This is a genomic window from Paenibacillus sp. FSL M8-0334, assembly GCF_038000405.1.
GTDB lineage: Bacteria > Bacillota > Bacilli > Paenibacillales > Paenibacillaceae > Paenibacillus_AQ > Paenibacillus_AQ campinasensis.
The window spans coordinates 1,990,286-2,009,351 of the sequence record NZ_JBBOCH010000001.1 but is presented as its reverse complement, the minus strand read 5'-3'; the positions used below and the strand labels follow the sequence as shown (position 1 = coordinate 2,009,351).

Genomic DNA, 19,066 nt, shown 5'->3' with positions numbered 1-19,066 from the left:
ATGAAAAGTCATGAAAATTACCGTTGACATGATACAATCTGTATCGTAAATTATGGGATATGAACTATACAAATCGTAGCAATTTGGGATTGAGGATTGTGCGAGTATGAAAAGTCACGGGTTTCAGTGGACTCCAAAACAAGCATGATTAGGAATCTACATTAAGCGCGGGGGGTTGCGAACAGATGGAGCTTAAGCATTATTTTCGGGTGATTCAGAAGCGATGGTGGATCATCGCAGTCATTGTGATCGTAGCCATGGCGGCGGCAGGGATCAAAAGTTTCTATTTTACGACACCGGTATATTCCGCAAATGCCAAGCTGATTGTGAACCAGTCCTCAGGCGACGGACTCAACACCAGCACGATCCAGACCAGCATATTTCTCATTAACTCGTACAAGGAAATTATCAAGTCCTCGGCAGTGATGAACAAGGTAGTTGAGCAGTATCCCGAGTTAGGAGAAAGCTCGGCGAGTCTGGCAGCGAAGGTGTCGGTCTCGGCTGCTAACAATTCGCAAGTTATGAACCTGATGTACCAGGACATCTCCTATGAGAAGGCCGCCAATGTGGTCAATGCCGTATCGATGGTGTTTAAGGAGCAGATCCCTCATATCATGAATGTCGATAACATCACGATTTTGAGCGAGGCAGATACGAGCATATCCCCCGCCCCTATTAACTTTAACCCTTTGATGAACATATTGATTAGCTTCGTGGTGTCATTTCTGCTGGCGATCGGTTTTGTGTTTCTTCTCGACTATCTGGACGACACGCTCAAGACGGAAGAAGAGATTACTAGACTCATGGATGTCCCAGTGCTCGCCGTGGTGGGCCGCATCTCCAAAGGCGACATGAAGAAACCCAAGCAGCCGAAGGCCATGAAACAGCAAAAGGTAGGTGAAAACCAGTATGCGCCGCTCAATCAATAGCAACAGTCTCGTTGTTTCTCTTAACCCGAAGTCCCCTATCTCCGAAGTCTATCGCTTGCTTCGTGCTAAAATTCCGTTCTTCTCCAAAGATCAAGACCTGAAAACGGTAATGGTGACATCCTCCCAGCCCGGGGAAGGAAAAACGACCACCATTAGCAACCTAGCCGTTACGTATGCTCAAGAGGGCAAGAAGGTGCTGCTGGTCGATGCCGATATGCGAAAACCTTCCCTTCACAAAATGTTCTCCATGATAAACCACCGCGGCTTGAGCACTTTGTTGTCGGGCCACAGCAATATACAGGACTCCATTGCGGAGACAGATATTAGCAACCTGTACCTCCTTCCCTCCGGGCCGGTTCCTTCGAATCCGTCCGAGCTTATCGACTCCCCGGGGATGCGTGAGCTCCTGACGCAATTGAAGGAGGATTATGACGTGATTCTTGTCGATACGCCAGCGATGTTGTCGGTTTCGGACAGCACGATCGTCAGTCCGCTATGCGATGGCGTTATCATCGTGGCCGCAGCCGGAAAAGTGCAGAAGCATAATCTGAGGAAAGCGAAGGAACAGCTGGATCACGTCAATGCCCGCCTATTGGGGATCGTGCTGAATCGCGCGCAATAACGCGCCATAAATAGATGCCCGTCAGGATCAGGCCTGCCTTAGACAACAATCCGGAATGGGATGGAAGGCGCCTTCGGCAAGCTTGAATCAGGTAATGTCTACTGCACCTTTATCACTGTAGGCACTCGGTTACGCTGTGGGTCTTGATCGGACCTTAGACATGATTGTCGAGGGTGTAATGTGAGGATGGGTTGAATGCCCTATGGTCTATAGAAGGCTTAGCTATGTTTTTTTCAGCGGAAGAGCATATAGCTAAGCCCTTCTGATTCACCATCACAATGATTTTGGCATGTAAAAAATAAAAAGAGTTGGAGAGTGAAGAAATGAAGAAAGTGAAAAAAGCCATTATACCCGCAGCGGGACTCGGAACACGTTTTCTGCCAGCGACAAAAGCCATGCCGAAAGAAATGCTTCCGATCGTGGATAAGCCGACGATTCAGTACATTGTTGAAGAAGCGGTTGCCTCCGGTATCGAGGATATCATCATTGTGACAGGCAAGGGCAAGCGCTCCATCGAGGATCATTTTGATCATGCATTTGAACTGGAACATAACTTGTTCAGTAAAGGGAAGTTTGATCTTCTTGATGAGGTGCGCCGCTCTTCCGACGTGGATATTCATTACATAAGACAGAAGGAAGCGCGAGGTCTTGGACATGCTGTGTGGTGTGCGCGCAACTTTATAGGGGACGAACCGTTCGCAGTGCTTCTTGGGGACGATATTGTGAAGTCCGAAGTGCCTTGCATCCAGCAGCTGGCAGAGCAGTTCGAACAGGTTCAGAGATCGGTGATCGGGGTGCAGACGGTTTCTGAAGACCAGACCCACCGTTACGGGATTATCTCCCCGCTGGAAAAGATCGACCGCTTATATAAGGTGGACTATTTTATCGAGAAGCCCCCGAAAGGCCACGCGCCTTCAAGGTTGGCTATTATGGGCAGGTATATATTAACGCCGGAAATCTTTGATTTCTTGGAACGGCAGGAGGAAGGCGCCGGTGGAGAAATTCAGCTGACCGATGCGATCCAGAGGCTGAATGAGCGCGACGGGGTATACGCCTATGATTTCGAGGGAACCCGCCATGATGTCGGCGAGAAGCTCGGCTTCATTATGACGACCCTGGATTTTGCACTTCAATACGAGGAGCTACGAACACCGCTGTTGCAAGGCATGGAGACGATTCTTGAACGCGAGAAAATCCAAAACAAAACGCTGATGAGGTGAACGAAAGGATGTATCCTAATCCGCAACGAAACGAAGTCGATGTCGTTTTCAAAAGCGCCCCGGAATATGCCAAGGCGGCATTGGAAGAGCGAGATTCCAAAGCTTCGTATCTGGTGATCAAACGGATCATGGATGTTATGCTCGCGCTCATCGGGCTGGTGCTGTTGTCTCCGCTCTTTATCCTTGTTGCCCTGCTGATTAAAATGGAGGACCCGAAAGGGTCCGTTTTCTTTTACCAGACACGCATTGGCAAGAACGAGCGGCCGTTTCGGATGTACAAATTCCGTTCGATGGTGTCCAACGCAGAGGAGCTGCTGGAGAAGCTGCTGGATCAGAATGAAGTGGGCGGCGCCATGTTCAAGATGAAAGAGGACCCTCGCATTACGAAGATCGGAAAATTCATTCGCAAAACCAGCATTGATGAACTCCCTCAGCTGTGGAATGTGGTGCGCGGGGATATGTCGCTCGTAGGACCGCGGCCGGCATTGCCGCGAGAGGTGATGCAGTATACGAGCTATGACAAACAGCGCTTAAGCGTCAGCCCGGGGTGCACGGGCTTATGGCAGGTCAGCGGACGCAACAATCTCAGTTTTCAGGAAATGTTGGAGCTGGACCTGGAGTACATTGAGCGAAGAAATTTGTGGCTGGATATCAAGGTGATGCTGCGTACCGTCAAAGTGATGGTATTCCCGAACTCAGCCTACTAAATGGAGTTGTGTAGAACATGAATATGACAATAAGCGTGATCATTCCGACGTATCACCGGGTTGAGGCACTCATGAACTGTATGGATGGTCTTCTGAAGCAAAGCCGATACCCTGATGAAATCATTTTTGTCGTAAGAAGCACGGATGACGATACGCTTCAAGCGCTGTCGCTGCGAAACCTGCCGAATCAAACGATCGCCCTTGTGGAGAAGTCAGGTCTGATTCAGGCATTGAACACAGGGGTTCAGCACAGCACCGGAGCGATTGTTGTGCTGACTGATGATGATACGATTCCTCATTCCGATTGGCTGGAGAAGATTGAGCAGCACTATATACAGCGTCCCGAGGTCGGTGGAATCGGGGGGCGCGATATTGTCCATTTGCGCGGGGAGCCCATTCCGGCCCAGAGGCAGGAGGTTGGCGTCATTAAGCCGTACGGCCGGATCATAGGCAATCATCATGTCGGACTCGGAGGCGTTCGGGAGGTAGACATTCTGAAGGGCGCCAATATGAGCTACCGAAGAGCGGCCATTGAGGGCCTCAGGTTTGATGAAAATTTAAAAGGCACCGGGGCGCAGGTCCATAATGAGCTGGAATTCAGCCTATCGGTGAAGAAACAGGGCTGGAAGCTGATTTACGATCCGGAAGTGTGCGTGGATCATTATCCGGCGGAGCGGTTTGATGAAGACAAGCGCAATGCTTTTAACGAAACCGCCTTTCTGAATATGTCGCACAACGAAACCTACTCCCTGCTGAAGCACTTAAGCGGAGCTCGAAGAATTCTGTATGTTCTGTGGATCATCATCGTTGGCAGCAAGTCTTCCCCTGGTCTTCTGCAGTGCATTCGAATGCTGCCTTCGCAGAAGGGCACGGCGTTCAAGAAGGCATGGCTCGCCTTAAAAGGCAGATGGGGAGGATGGAGAACATGGAGAGGCTCTTTGGATTAGGCGCTTTCAAGTCTCGCCTTGGAAGATGGGCCGAGATGGTGCTCATCTTGGCGGGGATTGTCATTCTCGGCGTAATGGTAGGCCTGGCCAGCTCTATAGGCTCGCTTCACATGCGCATGCTGGAATTTACCCTCCTGCTCCTCAGTATGCTGATGGCGCTATATCTCTGCTTGAACCGACCTCACATGCTCATATCCTATACCTTGCTGCTATGGGTCATCAGCCCGGAGATCAGGCGGCTGCTGGATTGGTCGTTTCAATCGTACACCGACCTTTCCATCATCATTCTCATTCCCTATTGTGTCAGCCTGGTGATGATTGTGCCTGTTGCCAAGCATATTAAGCGGCTGGATCCGAAGATTAGCCTGGTGCTGAAAATTTTATGCGCCGCATTAGCCTACGGATTCTGCCTGGGGTTTCTGAAATATGGGTTCTCCTCTGTCTATGATCTATTAAATTATACGGTGCCGTTTCTGGTCATGATCTACGTGAGTGTTACGCCATTTAGCAGCGAGGTGCGAGACAGGTGGCTGAAATGGTTCTCATTCCTTGCCGTGATAGTCGGGGCATACGGCATATATCAATATCTGGCACTGCCGCCCTGGGATGAATTCTGGATGATATCCTCCGAGATGAACTCCATAGGTCAGCCAGAGCCTCAGAAATTCCGGCTGTTCTCATTGCTGAATTCTCCGGGGCCTGCGGGTGTGTTTCTGGCCGCTGCCTTGGCGCTGATGACAGTGCAGAGGAAATGGCGCGCTTTTGGCATGGTGGGTATCCTGATCGTCGCCTTTGCGCTGCTGTTGACCTTGGTCCGCGTGGGCTGGATTGCATATGTCATTATGATCGCAGCGTATTTCCTTCGGTCGCAGCTGAAAAGCAAACTGCAGCTGTTACTATTAGGTGCCCTGATCGTGATGGCTTATCAATTGTTGCTTCCTCTGCTGCCAGGGGCGGGCGAAGTCTCCTCGCGAATCGAAACCTTCGGCTCGCTGGATGAGGATCATTCCTTCAACGAAAGACTGGTGTTCTCCACCCATATCATGTCGATGGTTATGGGGAATCCGGTCGGCATGGGACTGGGAAGCTCCGGCCTGGGAGCCAAGCTTGCTCAAAGCGACAATGTGGTCAAGGTGTTCGATAACGGTTATTTGAATCTGTTCTATACCTTTGGCCTGCCGTTTGGCCTGGCCCTGATTTCTGTCGTGATATTTCTGTTTATCCATGGCTTCAAAGCCAGCAAGAGCGAGAAAAAGTTCTCGCCGATTTCGTTTGCAGGGAGCAGCGCCCTGCTCTTTCTCCTGCTAGGCAGCAACGTGCTGCTGGGTTTTAGCGGATTTATTCTGCTATGGATCACCGCCCTTGGCTTTATTCCAAAGCCGGAGATCCAGGATGGGGGATGAGTATGTCTGTTGAAAGAGGTAAGCCGATGAAAATCTGTTTTGTGACACATAAAGTGAAAAAAGGCGATGGGCAGGGGCGAGTCAACTATGAGGTCATCATCGAGGCCCTTCGTCAAGGGCATGAGATTATCGTTATCTCGTCCGAATTATCGGAAGATCTGAGATCTGACCCCAGGGTGGAATGGGTTCAGATTCATGTGCGAAGGGTGCCAACATTCCTGTTAAGATACCAGGCCTTCGCCATATGGTCTGCAATCTCGCTGTGGATTCGCCGGAGTCGCATCGATCTGGTGGTCGTTAACGGATTCATTACCTATGCTGGATCGGACATTAATTGCATTCATTTTGTACATAGTGCATGGGTGAAATCCAAGTACCATCCGTTTCGGGAGCGGAAAACGATACACAGCCTGTACCAACTGGTATACAACAGTCTGAACGCTTTTCTGGAGCGGATCTTCCTGAGAAGAACAAGGCACATTATAGCGGTTTCGGAGCAGGTCAAGCAGGAGCTTGTGCAGGATGCGGGTATCGCAGCCGACCGGATTACGGTGGTGCCAAACGGCGTGGATCTGAACGAATTTTATCCGAGATCTGTTAACCGTGCTGACTTTCAGCTTGAAGAGAACAGGATATATGCTCTATTCGCGGGCGATCTCAAGTCCAAAAGAAAAAATCTGGACACCGTGCTCAAGGCGCTCGCCGAGGTTCCGGATATTCATTTGCTCGTCCTGGGCGATGTAGATAAGAGCCCTTATCCGAAGCTGGCGGAGCAGCTCGGATTAAACGAACGTGTTGTTTTTCTCGGCTATAGGAAGGATATTGCGGACATTATGTCCCTTTCCGACCTGTTTGTTTTTCCCTCAAGGTATGAGCCGTTCTCCCTTGTCATCCTGGAGGCGATGGCGACGGGCTTGCCGGTGATTACGAGCAGCAGATGCGGGGTTGTGGAGCTGTTGTCCGAAGACGCGGCGGTTGTAATGGACGATCCCGAAGACACGCAGGCGCTGGTAAGCGCACTTCGGGAACTGGTTAACAACCATGAGCGCATCCAGCTTATGGCGCAAAAAGCGAGGGAGGATGCTGGACGGAACTCCTGGGGGAGGATGTCGATTCAATATTTAAGTTTGTTTCAAGAAACCTCTAGGGTGAAATTCCATACCAGTAAACAGACCTGAAGGGACAGAATAAAATGGCGATCACAAATTTGATGAAGCTGAGAAGAAGCGGAGGCAGTCTAGCCAATGTACTGCAGGTATTTGCCTCCAATATATTCATCCTTGGACTTAATGTAGGGACGGGCGTGATCATCGCCAGGTTTCTCGGGCCCGAAGGGCGGGGGGAACAAGCCGCGATGATCATGTGGCCCTCGTTCCTGGCCTATTGCCTTACGCTGGGCATCCCGGCAGCCCTTGTCTATTACATGAAGAAGAAGGGCGAGGATCAGGCTTCTCTCTACATGACTTCCTTGTATTTGAGCGTGATTCTGGGCTTCGTGGCGATGGGTGTGGGAGCCGTGCTGATCCCGTTCTGGATGAAGGACTACTCCCAGGAGGTTATCAGCTTTGCAGTCTGGGCGCTCATCATGTCGCCGATTACGATGATCGGTACGATCAATACCGCGGCACTTCAGTCGCGGGAGGAGTATCATCTCTACAATCTGACCAGATATTTGCCGGTGGTGGGCACCTTGCTAATCCTGTGCGGCCTGGTTGTGACAGGAAGCATCAACCCGTTCTATACGTCGGTGGCGTATCTGTTCCCTGTACTTCCGGTCACGGCATGGATTACGTTCAAGCTTGTTTCGGAGTACAAGATCAGACAGAAGAACAAGGTGAAATCCGGCAAAACGCTTTTGAGCTATGGTGTGCGCTCCTATGGCACGGATGTGGCCGGGACGTTATCCGGATATATTGACCAAATTCTAGTTGTCGGCTTGCTGTCGCCAAGCAGCCTCGGTCTTTATGTTGTATCCCTGAATCTTGCCAAAATATTAAGAACGCTTCAGGGCGCGGTCACCTCGGTGCTGTTCCCGAAAGCCTCGGGTCTTGAGCGCGAGGAAGCGTTGAAGCTGACGTTTAAAGTGTTCCGGATCAGCACGATCGTTACATTGATTGTCGGCGCAGGTGTTTTTATCATAGCTCCGTATCTGCTGGTGATCTTGTATGGGAAATCCTTTGTCGAGGCGATCGGCATATTTCGGATACTGCTCTTCCAAACGGCGATCACGAGCGTATGCTGGATACTCTCTCAAGGCTTCATGTCGATCGGAAGGCCGGGAACGGTAACCATCATTCGGGCGACAACACTGGGCCTCAATGTTGTATTCATGAATGTGCTTATCCCGCGGTTAGGCGTACAAGGCGCAGCGATCTCTTTATTGACTACGGCGCTGATCGAACTGATGGTCATATTTCTGCTGTATACGTTCAAACATCGTGTGGAGCTTCGCCACTGGATGTTCTCCAAAAGTGATGTTGTCTGGCTGATCGACCGGGTACGGAGGCAGAAAGAGCACGGCAGTGCCGCGATGTAACCATGGAGAAGAGGAGAAAAAAGCGGAGAGAGCCATAAGGAGGGGAACCTTTGCATATCTTGCACATTGCGAATCATGTAAAGCAGTCAGGAAACGGGATTGTGAATGTGATGATTGACGTGGCCTGCGAGCAGGCCATGCTCGGGCATCGCGTGGCTGTGGCTTCGGAAGGCGGGGAATACATAGAGCTGCTGAAGCGGCATCAAGTCGAACATTACAGGTTGGATCAAACGAGAAAGCCGTGGCAATTGCTGCAGGCTTTTTTTCATTTTCGGCGCATTACCAAACAGTTTCAGCCTGATGTCATCCATGCCCACATGATGACGGGCGCGCTCCTTTCACGGTATCTGAGGGGATTTCGGAAATACAAGATCGTAACGCATGTTCATAATGAATTCCAGAAGAGTGCGGACTTTATGAAGGTGGGCGACACCGTCATCGCCGTAAGCCAGGCGGTGGCTGAGTCGATGGCGAGGCGCGGCATTGAGGAGGAGAAGCTGCGGGTCGTGCTTAATGGAACGATCGGCAGCAGAAGGAGTGAAGATCTGGAGGCCGTGCAGCTTAAAGGCCGCTCCATCGTGACGGTGGCCGGACTTAACGAGCGGAAGGGCATCGCCGATTTAATCGAGGCGTTTGAGATCGTATCGGCGCGATGCCCGGATTCGGAGCTGTATATTGTGGGCGATGGACCGGAAAGTGAACGGTTTAAACAGCAGGCTGCCCAGTCGGCGAGCCGGCACAAAATTCACTTTGAAGGATTTCAAACCGATCCGAAGCGGTATATGAGTTCGTCCGATGTATTCGTTCTGGCCTCGCATAAGGACCCGTTTCCTCTCGTTCTGCTGGAGGCGAGGGAGTCAGGCTGTGCCATCGTGGCCACGGAGGTGGACGGGATACCGGAGGCGCTGGACTTTGGACAGTCAGGAATGCTGGTTCCCCCACAGTCGCCGGATAAGCTGGCAGAGGCGCTGATTACCATGTTAAGCGATGAAGAGTTGCGTCAAGAATACAAGCGCTCTGCCCAGCAGGGGCTGGATTTCTATAGGGTCGAGCGGGTTGCAAAAGAAACGCTGCGCATTTATGAGGAACTGCTGGTCCGTGAGAACCGTTTAGTCAATTCCGAGCAAGGATGAGTGATTGAAGCTTTGGAAGCTTCACCATTAAGCAATTGGAGTGAATCCGATGAAAGTAGCAATGATTGCCAATACGGATCATAACTTGAATTCCGGCGTATCCGGAACGAGGCTTGCCATTGCAGATGCATTAAGGAACTTGGGGGTCCATGTGGACACCTATTTTATGGATGACTTAAAAGTGTTTCAGGGCGGCATTCTCGACAAATTGATATTCCCCTGGAGACTCGCTTCCAAACGGTCGAAATGGCGGGCGTATGATGTGCTTGATATCGCTTCGGGCGACAGCTGGGTACTGTCTTATTTCCATAAACGTCCGGCGATTGTCGCAAGCAGTCATGGTCTTGAGCATTTGGCGCATGAGGAAGTGTTGGAGGAGAACCGGCTGGGTCATTTGAAGCTGAGCAACAAGTATTTTGTCTATTGGGGAGGCTACCGCATCTGGGAGGTATCCCAGTCCATTAAAAGGGCGGACTACTCGATTGTCCTGAATTCCCAGGACGAGGGCTTCGTCCAGCATCAGTTAGACAAGGACTTGAGGCAAGTGAAGGCGGTGTTTAATGGCATCCCGGATTACTTGTTGAACCCGCCATTGGATGAGATGGGGATGGAGAATACGTCCGTCATTCGAATCGCACAGGTGGGCAGCTACATTCATCGAAAAGGCATTATGTATAGCACCCAAGCGCTGGGAGAGATTCTCGCCCGGTATCCGAATGTCGAGGTGGCTTTTATGGGAACCGGATGCGAGGAGGAGAGGGTGCTGTCTGATTTTGACGCTGAGGTGCGGCATCGGGTCACGGTTATCCGGTCGTATAGCCATCGCGACCTCCCGAATTTATTAAAGGGGTACCACATTAAGCTGTTTCCTACCTTGTCCGAAGGGTTCGGCAAGACGCTAATCGAGTGCATGGCATGCGGGCTGGCTCCTGTGACGACGGATACCGCGGGTCCAGGCGACATTGTAACCGATGGCGAGGATGGACTTCTCATCCCTAAACGCAGCGTGGCGCATATGGTACTGGCATTGGAAAAGCTGATCAATCACCCGGAGCTTCTGACGAAGCTGCGATATAACGCCTATCATACGGCGCAGAGCTTCACTTGGGATAATGCTGCCAGAGCCCGCTTGGCATGTTATCAAATGGCTGTTAACTACAGGGCCCAGCCTGCCCAAACTTATGGAGGAAAGAGAGATAACCATGAATGTGCTATCGACCGGAATGGGATGGATTGATATTCAGCATGGCGGATTGAACCGGTATTTTGCCGATTATGCAAAAGCGATGAAGGAATACGGCCATCAAGGGCTGGGACTAGTAGTAGCCCCCAAGGGAGCCGAGCTGCCGAAGGAACACAATATTCATAACGCCACGGGCGAGCTTGAGGCCAGCCACTTTCTCCCGCGCATGAGGTCGGTTCAAAGGCACACGGTCCAAGCGATTCGCAGCTTTCAGCCCGATGTGTTCAACCCGCATTTTGCCTTTTATACCACGATGGTGACACGGCAGCATATTCCTGCTCATATCCCGATCGTTACCCATTTCCACGGGCCGTGGGCGATGGAGTCCAGGGTGGAGGAGAAGGCCAGGGCCGGGGTGGTTAAAGGTGCGAAGTACTGGGTGAAAAAACAGGTGGAACAGCTGACCTACCGCCGCTCAGACGGATTTATTGTGCTCAGCGAATACTTCCGCGACATATTGACGGAAACCTATGGTGTGGAGCCGAGCAAGGTTCACATCATCCCGGGTGCTGTGGATCATCAGCTGTTCCGTCCGCATACGGATCGTGACCAGTTGAGGACTGAGCTTGGCATCAAGCCTGGGCAGCCGGTGCTGTTCTGCATACGGAGGCTGGTGAAGCGGATGGGGATCGACCGGCTGATTCAGGCCATGGTTGAAGTGGTCCGCCATCATCCCGGCACGCAGCTGTGGATTGGCGGAGACGGGCCGATGCGCGCTGAATACGAGACCTTGATCCGGCAGCTGGGACTGTCCGCGAACGTCGAGCTGCTTGGAAGAATTTCGAACGAAGAGCTGGTCAGGCGCTATCAGGCTGCGGATATCAGCATCGTCCCCACGCTTACCCTTGAGGGATTCGGCCTGATTACCGTAGAGTCGCTTGCTTGCGGAACGCCTGTGCTGGGGACGCCATACGGCGGGACAAGGGAAATCCTGCACCAGATTTCGGATGAGCTGATGTTTCAAGACGGCACTTCAGAGTCAATTGGCCGGAAGATTATCGACGTGCTCAATCAGGAGTCGTTCCTTCCGTCCCGGGAAGCATGCCGGGAATTCGTATTGCAGAAGTACACCTGGAGCCGGGTGGCTGAAGCGGTGACCGAGGTGTTCAAGGAAGAAGTTGATAAGAGGAAGGTATTCCGATCATGAAAATAGCCTTCTATAACCATACAAGCACGATCAGCGGTGCAGAGATTAGCCTGCTGCTGACAGCCAAACATATGACCGAGGCCAGTCCGGTCCTGTTCGCCCCGGAAGGCGAGCTGCTGGCGAAGGCGCGAAGCTATGGCATCGAGGTCTGTCCGCTTCCGAGCTTCCGGGCCAGAATGACCCGCAACCCGGTAATGCTGGCCGTTTATGCGGCAGGGACCTGGTGGGCGGGCTGGAAGCTGGCCCGGACGATAAGAAGAAGCGGAGTCGATCTGATTCACGCGAACTCGATTAGGGCCGGCATAATGGCCAGCCTATTTCGTTGGTATCACCGGCTGCTGGTGGTATGGCATATCCGAGATATGCCGCCCCAAGGGGTGATCGGGCGGGTCGTCGGGCGAATGGCCGGCACGGCCCAGGCGCTGATCGGCATTTCCGAGCCGGTCATTCAAGGCATATCGCATGCGGCGCCCGTAGACAGGGTCCATCTCGTGCACAATGGCGTCGAGCTCCGAGCGGTTGATCCTAGCCGGAGGCGGGAGATCGGGGACAGGATCCGCAAGCAGCTTCAAACCCCGCCGGATGCGGAGGTGCTGGCGATCATTGGTCAGATCGCGCCGTGGAAACGGCAGGAGGATGCGCTTGAGGCCTTGTCCAGGCTAGTTCGGGAGGGGCGTAACGCCGTCTTGTGGATTGTTGGAGAGGCCAAATTCCGGCAGGAGAACGAGCGCTACCTCGCCAAGCTGAAAGCGAAGACACGTGCGCTGGGACTTGAGGAGCGGGTGGTATTTACTGGGTTTAGAGAAGATATATTGGAGATCTGCTGCGGAGCGGATCTCCTTTTATTATGCTCGGACAACGAGCCGTTTGGCAGGGTCATCATCGAGGCCATGTCCCAGGGAACACCGGTCGTAGCGTCACGCGGCGGAGGCGTGCCCGAGATTATAGAGCACAACGAAAGCGGCTTGATGTATGACAGCGGGAGCATACACGAGCTTGTTCATTGCATTCGGCGGGTGCTGGATGACGAGACACTGTGGCTGAAGCTGAGCCAGAACGGACAAGAAAGAGCAGAAGCCATGTTCTCCATTACAGAGACATCCCGCAAGGTGGAGCGGATTTACCATCAGCTGCTGCATAGCTCCAGCGCTCCGGCCATGGATCGCCAGCAGGCAAAGGAGATGATGTAATGCAGAAACTGAAAGTGGCGATTGTCCACGATTATCTCAATCAGATGGGGGGCGCCGAAAGGGTGGTGGCCGTGCTGCACAAGATGTTCCCTGAGGCGCCCATCTATACGACGATTATCGACCGGGACAAACTGATGCCCGAATTGCAGGACGCTGTCATTCACACGACGTGGATGCAGCGCATCCCGGGAATTCTGCACAGGTTCAAACTGTTCTTCTGGCTGTATCCTTTCGCGGTAGGGTCGATGAGGCTGAAGGGGTACGATCTTATTCTCAGCTCCAGCAGCGCTTATGCCAAAGGCGTACGCAAGGAACGGGGAGCGCTGCATGTATGCTACTGCCATAGCCCGATGCGTTTTGCATGGAACTTCGAGTCCTATATGGAAGGCGTCCAGGTTCCTGGCGCTTTGAAGCGGATCGCCAAATGGCTGACGCTCCCGCTGCAAGCCTGGGATCGGCGCAATTCCAGACAGGTGGATCGCTTGATTGCTAACTCCACGGCTGTGAAAGAGCGAATCCGGCAGTGGTACGGCATGAATGCCCCGATTATTTTTCCTCCCGTCGAAATCCGCCGCTTCGGTATCTCCGATGAGGCGCCGGAGGATTACTTCCTCGTTGTGTCCCGCCTGGTGTCCTACAAGCGAATCGATCTGGCTGTCGAGGCCTGCACGAAACTGGGGCACAAGCTGATTGTAATCGGCGATGGCCCTGACCGGGCTAGACTGGAACAACGGGCAGGAGAGGGTGTCGTCTTCCTCGGAAGAAGAAGCGATGAGGAGGTTGTGGGCTATATGCAGCGCTGCAAGGCACTCATTTTCCCCGGGATTGAGGATTTCGGAATCACGCCGCTGGAAGTGAATGCATGCGGCAGGCCGATCGTTGCTTACCGCGAAGGTGGAGCGCTGGACACGGTGCTGGCCGGGCAGACGGGGCTGTTCTTTGAGGCGCAAACCGTCGATTCGCTGGCTGACGTCCTCAGCCGCTTTGATGAATATGAATGGAATCCATCAAGGATTCGTGAGCATGCCGAGAAGTTCGGTGAGGAAGTATTCATGGAGCAGCTGTACTCAAGCATTGACCGGCTGCTCCAGTCCAAAGAAAGAGAAGCGAAGATTACGCAAGCGGAGGGGAGCTGGTAAGCGTGCAAGTCGTCTTATTGTCCGGAGGCAGCGGTAACCGGCTGTGGCCGCTATCGAATGAAACGAGGTCCAAGCAGTTTCTGAAAATTCTGAACACCCGCTCGGGTGACCGTGTGTCCATGGTTCAGCGGGTATGGGGGCAGCTCGGCGAGATGAATCTGCAGCAATCGTCGGTCATTGCCACCGGGAAATCGCAGGTCGAGTTGTTGCAAAATCAGCTCGGGTATGAAGCGGAAATCATCGTGGAGCCCGAGCGCCGAGACACGCTTCCGGCGATTGCATTATCCGCCTGTTATTTATATTCCGTTAAAGGGGTAAGCCTGCGGGATATTATCGTTGTCCTTCCCGTTGACCCTTATGTCGAGAACCATTTCTTTGAGAAAGTGAAGGAACTGGAGCAGCTGATGCAAGGCACGGACGCTGATTTGGGACTGATCGGGGTGTCGCCGGATCACCCGTCCTCCAAGTTCGGATATATCGTCCCTGAAGCAGCCTCCGAATTGGAGGATGGCACCGGCTACTTCAAGGTCAGCCACTTCGTGGAGAAGCCGGATGAAGAGCTGGCCAGGCAATTGATGTCGCAGTCTGCGCTGTGGAATTGCGGCGTATTCGCATTCCGGCTCGGGTACGTGATTCAGTATCTGGAAGATCGCTCCCTGCCTATTCAGTATGACGAACTGCTCAAGCAGTACGGTCAGATCGAGAAAACGAGCTTTGACTACGCGGTTGTAGAGCAGGCGAACAAGATTGTCGCTTTACCGTATCAGGGGATGTGGAAGGATCTTGGCACCTGGGATGTGCTTACCGAGGAAATCCAAGTGCCGCTTGTGGGGAAAGGCACGCTCACCACAGATTGTGTTAACACCCATGTCATTAACGAGCTGGACATACCGATCACGGTGATCGGAGTTCCCAATTTGATTGTTGCGGCAAGCCCTGACGGCATCCTCGTGTCCGATAAACATGCCAGCAAACGGATCAAGGAAGTGCTTCAGTTCGGCGATCAGCGTCCGATGTACGAAGAACGGCGCTGGGGGCGCTACCGTGTACTGGATTACACGAAGTATCCGAACGGCAACGAGGTGCTGACGAAACGGATCTGTGTGCTGGAGGGCAAAAATTTGAGCTATCAATACCACCTGCTGCGAAGCGAGGTGTGGACGGTCGTGTCCGGGCACGGCGAGATGATTCTGGACGGGGATGTCCGCATCATTGGCAAGGGAGACGTGGTGCTCATTACGGCGGAGGCCAAGCACAGCCTGCGTGCGATTACGGATATAGAAATCATCGAGGTACAGACCGGAAGTCAATTGATTGAGGATGACATTGTCAGGCTTGCGATGGACTGGGAAGAGATCAAGGAGATTGTGATGAGCTGACGCACATGTCCCGTTCTCCGGCTCTGGAAGCAAGTTTGACAGGATATCCGGTAAATCTTTTAAAGTAGGAGTGAAAACAATGAGAATAACGGTAATCGGTACGGGTTACGTCGGATTGGTGTCCGGGGTTTGCTTCGCAGAGCTTGGCAACAGGGTCATCTGTGTAGATAAAATGGAAGCCAAGATTGATCAGCTAAACCGGGGCGAAGTGCCGATCTACGAGCCCGGGCTTCAGCCGCTCATCAGCGCCAATCGGGAGGCTGGACGGCTGAGCTTCACCACCGATCTCCGTGCATCCGTAGAGGCGTCCGAGCTTGTCATCATTGCCGTAGGGACGCCATCATTGCCGAACGGACAGGCGAATCTTAGCTATATTGAGCAAGCCGCTGCGGAGATTGGTCAGGCGATGAACGGCTACAAAATCATCGTGACCAAAAGCACGGTCCCGGTTGGTACGAATGAGCGCATCAGAGATATGATCCGTCAGCATACGGAGGAAGTGTTTGACATCGCATCGGTGCCCGAATTCCTGCGGGAGGGGACTGCCGTCTCGGATACACTGAATCCGGACCGCGTCGTTATCGGCACGGATAGTGCAAGGGCTGCGGAATGCCTGGTAGAGCTGAACAGCCGCTTGACGGATCATCTGATTGTCACCGATATACGCAGTGCTGAAATGATCAAGTATGCATCCAATGCGTTCCTCGCTACGAAAATTTCATTTATCAACGAGATTGCGAACATATGCGAGAAGGTCGGAGCTGATGTGACCAAGGTGGCTTATGGCATGGGTTTTGACAAGCGCATCGGCTCGTCCTTCTTGAAGGCCGGGATCGGATATGGCGGCTCCTGCTTTCCGAAGGATACCCAAGCGCTCATTCAAATTGCCGGACAGATGGATTATGACTTCAAGCTGCTCAAATCGGTGGTCGATGTGAACCGGGAGCAGCGTTATAATGTGATCCGCAAGCTGGAAGGGCTGCTGGGCAACCTGGCTGGCACCACAATCGGCATATGGGGATTGGCATTTAAGCCGGAGACGGATGATGTCCGGGACGCCCCGGCCTTTGAAATCATTGCCGAGCTGCATAAAAGGGGAGCGCAGGTACAGGCGTACGATCCCGTTGCTGCAGACAATTTTCGTAAAGAGTACGGTTCGGATGGCATTGTATACTGCAGCACTGCGCGGGAGGCCGCCTGGCAAGCGGATGCCCTCTGCATCCTGACGGAGTGGAAGGAATTTCAGGAGCTGGAGCCGCTGGAGGTTGAAGGCTGGTTGAAATCGCCATACCTGATCGACGGCAGAAATATATATGAAGAAGAGCAGCTTTCGGGCACGAATATCGTGTACTATTCCGTCGGACGCCCGGGCATGAACAGCGGCTTGAAGGAACCGGCGCCATTATTGTCATTATGACAGCAGGCGAGGTGAATCATGATGACCAATACTGCTGATGCGCTATACGTCCACGATCTGTCCAGGGAGTTGTTATTGCTGCTTCATCTACTGGGCAAGCGCCAGCTGGATACGGAAGCGTTAAGGCCATTAACCGCGGACCTCGACTGGGCATTGTTCAATAAGCTGGTGGTCCATCATCGGGTGGTCCCGCCGGTGTATCTGGCGTTGCAAGAGCATTCGGCGCTCGTTCCGGAACATGTTATTCCGTTTCTGCACCGCCATTATCATCAGAACATGATGAAGATGCTGCATCTGGGCAGGGCGATGAGTCAGGTCCGCGAGGCATTCGAGCACAGCGGCATACGCAGCCTCTGGCTAAAAGGCCCCTTATTGGCCTTACAGCTGTATGGGGATATGGCACGCCGGTCCTCCAAGGATCTGGACGTGCTTGTGGACGACCGGGATGTGGAGAAGGCCCGGGAAATTCTGATCGAGCTGGGATATGTGCCGGAGGAGGAATGGCTCCTGAACAACTGGAAAAGGAAAAGCCATCATCTGTCGATGGAGCATCCGGAGCACGGGGTCCAGGTCGAAATTCACTGGCAGTTAAGTCCGCATTCCGGCAAGGACTGCACCTTCGACGATCTGTGGTCGCGGAGAAAGGAAATCGTGCTGTCGGGCCAGTCCTTCTACGGGATTGGAGGCGAGGACCTGCTGCATTATCTTGCGGAGCATGGCGCCAGGCACGGATGGTTCCGGTTGCGGTGGCTTCTGGATATCGCGGATCTGCTGCCACAATCAAGCAGCGCGAATATGATCGCTCATCTTAAGCTGCATGGAGGCCGGCACTATATAGGCCAGGCATTGCTGCTGTCAGGTCAGCTGCTGTCTGCGGCGGTTCCGAAAGCGCTAGCGGACGAGACGGTGAATGTGCGCTCTTATCGACTCGCCGGAATGGCTCTTCATTATATAAAACGAATGGTCCAATTGAATCCGGTGCCGGAGAAAAGCGTCGCTTGGCATTATCACCGCTACCTGTTCCTGCTTATGTCAGGCAAGCAGCGCGTAGCCTACATTGCCGGTAAGCTGCTCCCGAGCTCAAGGGACGCGTTGATGCTTCCTTTGCCCAAGCCGCTGCGCTTTCTTTATTATCCGTTGCGGCCGTTTCTATGGTTCTGGCGGCGGATGAAACAACCGTCACTATGATGTTGATGGCTGTCTGATGTTATCACCGAAGGAGGGAACGATGGATGAACACGGAGATTATCACTGCCGAGGATCTGATTGTGCAGTCTGAGGGCTTTCTGGTCAGCGAAATGGATGGCGAGAAAGTGATGCTCAATATTGAAAGCGGTAAATATTACAACCTGGGCCGGATCGGCGGGCGGATCTGGGAGCTGGCCGAATCGCCGATCTCGGTCACGGGGATGGTGGAGCAGCTGGTAGCCGAATATGAGATCGAGCCGGACACTTGCAGACAGCAGGTGGAGAGGTTTGTGAACCAGCTGGCAACCGAAGGCCTGATCCGGGTGACAAGAGCGGAATGAGCCTGCTTCGAAAAGCGCGCCGGTTCATATCCTATCCATGGCCTATGCGGTTCATGTTCATCGAGGCGTATCTGTTCCTGGCTTGGGGGAGGATATTCAAGCTGCTTCCCTTCCACAAGGTCAGACATACCCTTGGCGAATATATGAAGGAGACGCCAATCAGCGGCTGTACAGAGCAGGAGCAGCGGCTGCTTCGTCAAATTTCCAGGGCGATCCATACGATGAGCCGGGTGACCTGGTGGGAGAGCCAGTGTCTGGTCAAGGCGGTGGCAGCGATGAAAATGCTGGAGCGAAGAGGTCTGGCATGCACGCTGTATCTCGGCAGCGGCCGGGATGACCACGGCAAGATGGCTGCGCACGCCTGGCTTCGCAGCGGCTCGTATATCGTGACAGGAAAGGAAGGGCATGAGCGATATGCCGTTGTCGGTATTTTTGGCAAGGATAGCGCGAGGAACAGGGCAGCGGCGGCCGTCAAGCGCCAGCGCATATAGCCGATATCGTGCATGAAAATGTCTAACTGCATGT

At 53.1% G+C, this 19,066-nt stretch carries 18 protein-coding genes; all 18 read left to right on the top strand.

The features are described 5' to 3' along the window. Positions 1-185: 185 nt before the first annotated feature. The 18 genes from MKX64_RS08720 to MKX64_RS08635 all read left to right on the top strand — a co-directional run bounded on the left by MKX64_RS08720 (position 186) and on the right by MKX64_RS08635 (position 19,032). Complete coding sequence (locus tag MKX64_RS08720) at positions 186-929, top strand: YveK family protein (RefSeq protein WP_095264257.1); 744 nt, start codon at positions 186-188, stop codon at positions 927-929. Beyond that, a complete protein-coding gene (locus tag MKX64_RS08715) occupies positions 910-1,551 on the top strand; it encodes a CpsD/CapB family tyrosine-protein kinase (RefSeq protein WP_095264258.1) in 642 nt (213 codons plus the stop codon). Before MKX64_RS08720 ends, MKX64_RS08715 begins: the two co-directional genes overlap by 20 nt. A 323-nt stretch (positions 1,552-1,874) precedes the next feature. Further along, positions 1,875-2,771 carry a UTP--glucose-1-phosphate uridylyltransferase GalU gene (gene galU / locus MKX64_RS08710; RefSeq protein ID WP_095264259.1) on the top strand — a complete coding sequence of 299 codons (897 nt, stop codon included), beginning with the start codon at positions 1,875-1,877 and terminating at the stop codon, positions 2,769-2,771. 8 nt (positions 2,772-2,779) lie between these two features. Further along, positions 2,780-3,478: a sugar transferase gene (locus tag MKX64_RS08705; protein ID WP_095264260.1), complete on the top strand. Its 699-nt coding sequence runs from the start codon at positions 2,780-2,782 to the stop codon at positions 3,476-3,478. A 17-nt stretch (positions 3,479-3,495) separates the two neighbouring features. Beyond that, on the top strand, positions 3,496-4,425 hold the full coding sequence (locus MKX64_RS08700; RefSeq protein WP_341035661.1) for a glycosyltransferase family 2 protein: 930 nt from the start codon (positions 3,496-3,498) through the stop codon (positions 4,423-4,425). Then, positions 4,404-5,828: an O-antigen ligase family protein gene (locus MKX64_RS08695; RefSeq protein ID WP_341035660.1), complete on the top strand. Its 1,425-nt coding sequence runs from the start codon at positions 4,404-4,406 to the stop codon at positions 5,826-5,828. Before MKX64_RS08700 ends, MKX64_RS08695 begins: the two co-directional genes overlap by 22 nt. A gap of 2 nt (positions 5,829-5,830) precedes the next feature. Then, on the top strand, positions 5,831-7,006 hold the full coding sequence (locus tag MKX64_RS08690; RefSeq protein WP_341035659.1) for a glycosyltransferase family 4 protein: 1,176 nt from the start codon (positions 5,831-5,833) through the stop codon (positions 7,004-7,006). 14 nt (positions 7,007-7,020) lie between these two features. Then, a complete protein-coding gene (locus MKX64_RS08685) occupies positions 7,021-8,364 on the top strand; it encodes a lipopolysaccharide biosynthesis protein (RefSeq protein ID WP_341035658.1) in 1,344 nt (447 codons plus the stop codon). A 50-nt stretch (positions 8,365-8,414) separates the two neighbouring features. Further along, positions 8,415-9,497, top strand: coding sequence for a glycosyltransferase family 4 protein (locus MKX64_RS08680; RefSeq protein ID WP_095398306.1), 1,083 nt, complete (start codon positions 8,415-8,417; stop codon positions 9,495-9,497). 49 nt (positions 9,498-9,546) lie between these two features. Continuing rightward, a complete protein-coding gene (locus tag MKX64_RS08675) occupies positions 9,547-10,734 on the top strand; it encodes a glycosyltransferase family 4 protein (protein WP_095264265.1) in 1,188 nt (395 codons plus the stop codon). Next, on the top strand, positions 10,700-11,887 hold the full coding sequence (locus MKX64_RS08670; RefSeq protein WP_095264266.1) for a glycosyltransferase family 4 protein: 1,188 nt from the start codon (positions 10,700-10,702) through the stop codon (positions 11,885-11,887). Before MKX64_RS08675 ends, MKX64_RS08670 begins: the two co-directional genes overlap by 35 nt. Beyond that, entirely contained in the window at positions 11,884-13,077 is a 1,194-nt protein-coding gene (locus MKX64_RS08665; protein WP_341035657.1) for a glycosyltransferase family 4 protein, read from the top strand. The genes MKX64_RS08670 and MKX64_RS08665 overlap by 4 nt, the downstream gene beginning before the upstream one ends. Further along, complete coding sequence (locus MKX64_RS08660) at positions 13,077-14,216, top strand: glycosyltransferase (RefSeq protein ID WP_095398304.1); 1,140 nt, start codon at positions 13,077-13,079, stop codon at positions 14,214-14,216. Before MKX64_RS08665 ends, MKX64_RS08660 begins: the two co-directional genes overlap by 1 nt. 2 nt (positions 14,217-14,218) lie before the next feature. After that, positions 14,219-15,595, top strand: a complete 1,377-nt coding sequence (locus MKX64_RS08655) for a sugar phosphate nucleotidyltransferase (protein WP_095264269.1) — start codon at positions 14,219-14,221, stop codon at positions 15,593-15,595. Positions 15,596-15,674: 79 nt separating this feature from the next. Beyond that, a complete protein-coding gene (locus tag MKX64_RS08650) occupies positions 15,675-17,012 on the top strand; it encodes a UDP-glucose dehydrogenase family protein (RefSeq protein WP_341035656.1) in 1,338 nt (445 codons plus the stop codon). An 18-nt stretch (positions 17,013-17,030) separates the two neighbouring features. Beyond that, on the top strand, positions 17,031-18,200 hold the full coding sequence (locus tag MKX64_RS08645; RefSeq protein WP_095264271.1) for a nucleotidyltransferase family protein: 1,170 nt from the start codon (positions 17,031-17,033) through the stop codon (positions 18,198-18,200). Positions 18,201-18,244: 44 nt separating this feature from the next. Next, positions 18,245-18,541 (top strand): lasso peptide biosynthesis PqqD family chaperone, encoded by a 297-nt coding sequence (locus MKX64_RS08640; protein ID WP_095398301.1) that lies wholly within the window; start codon positions 18,245-18,247, stop codon positions 18,539-18,541. Further along, complete coding sequence (locus MKX64_RS08635; RefSeq protein WP_095264273.1) at positions 18,538-19,032, top strand: lasso peptide biosynthesis B2 protein; 495 nt, start codon at positions 18,538-18,540, stop codon at positions 19,030-19,032. The genes MKX64_RS08640 and MKX64_RS08635 overlap by 4 nt, the downstream gene beginning before the upstream one ends. Positions 19,033-19,066 lie beyond the last annotated feature (34 nt).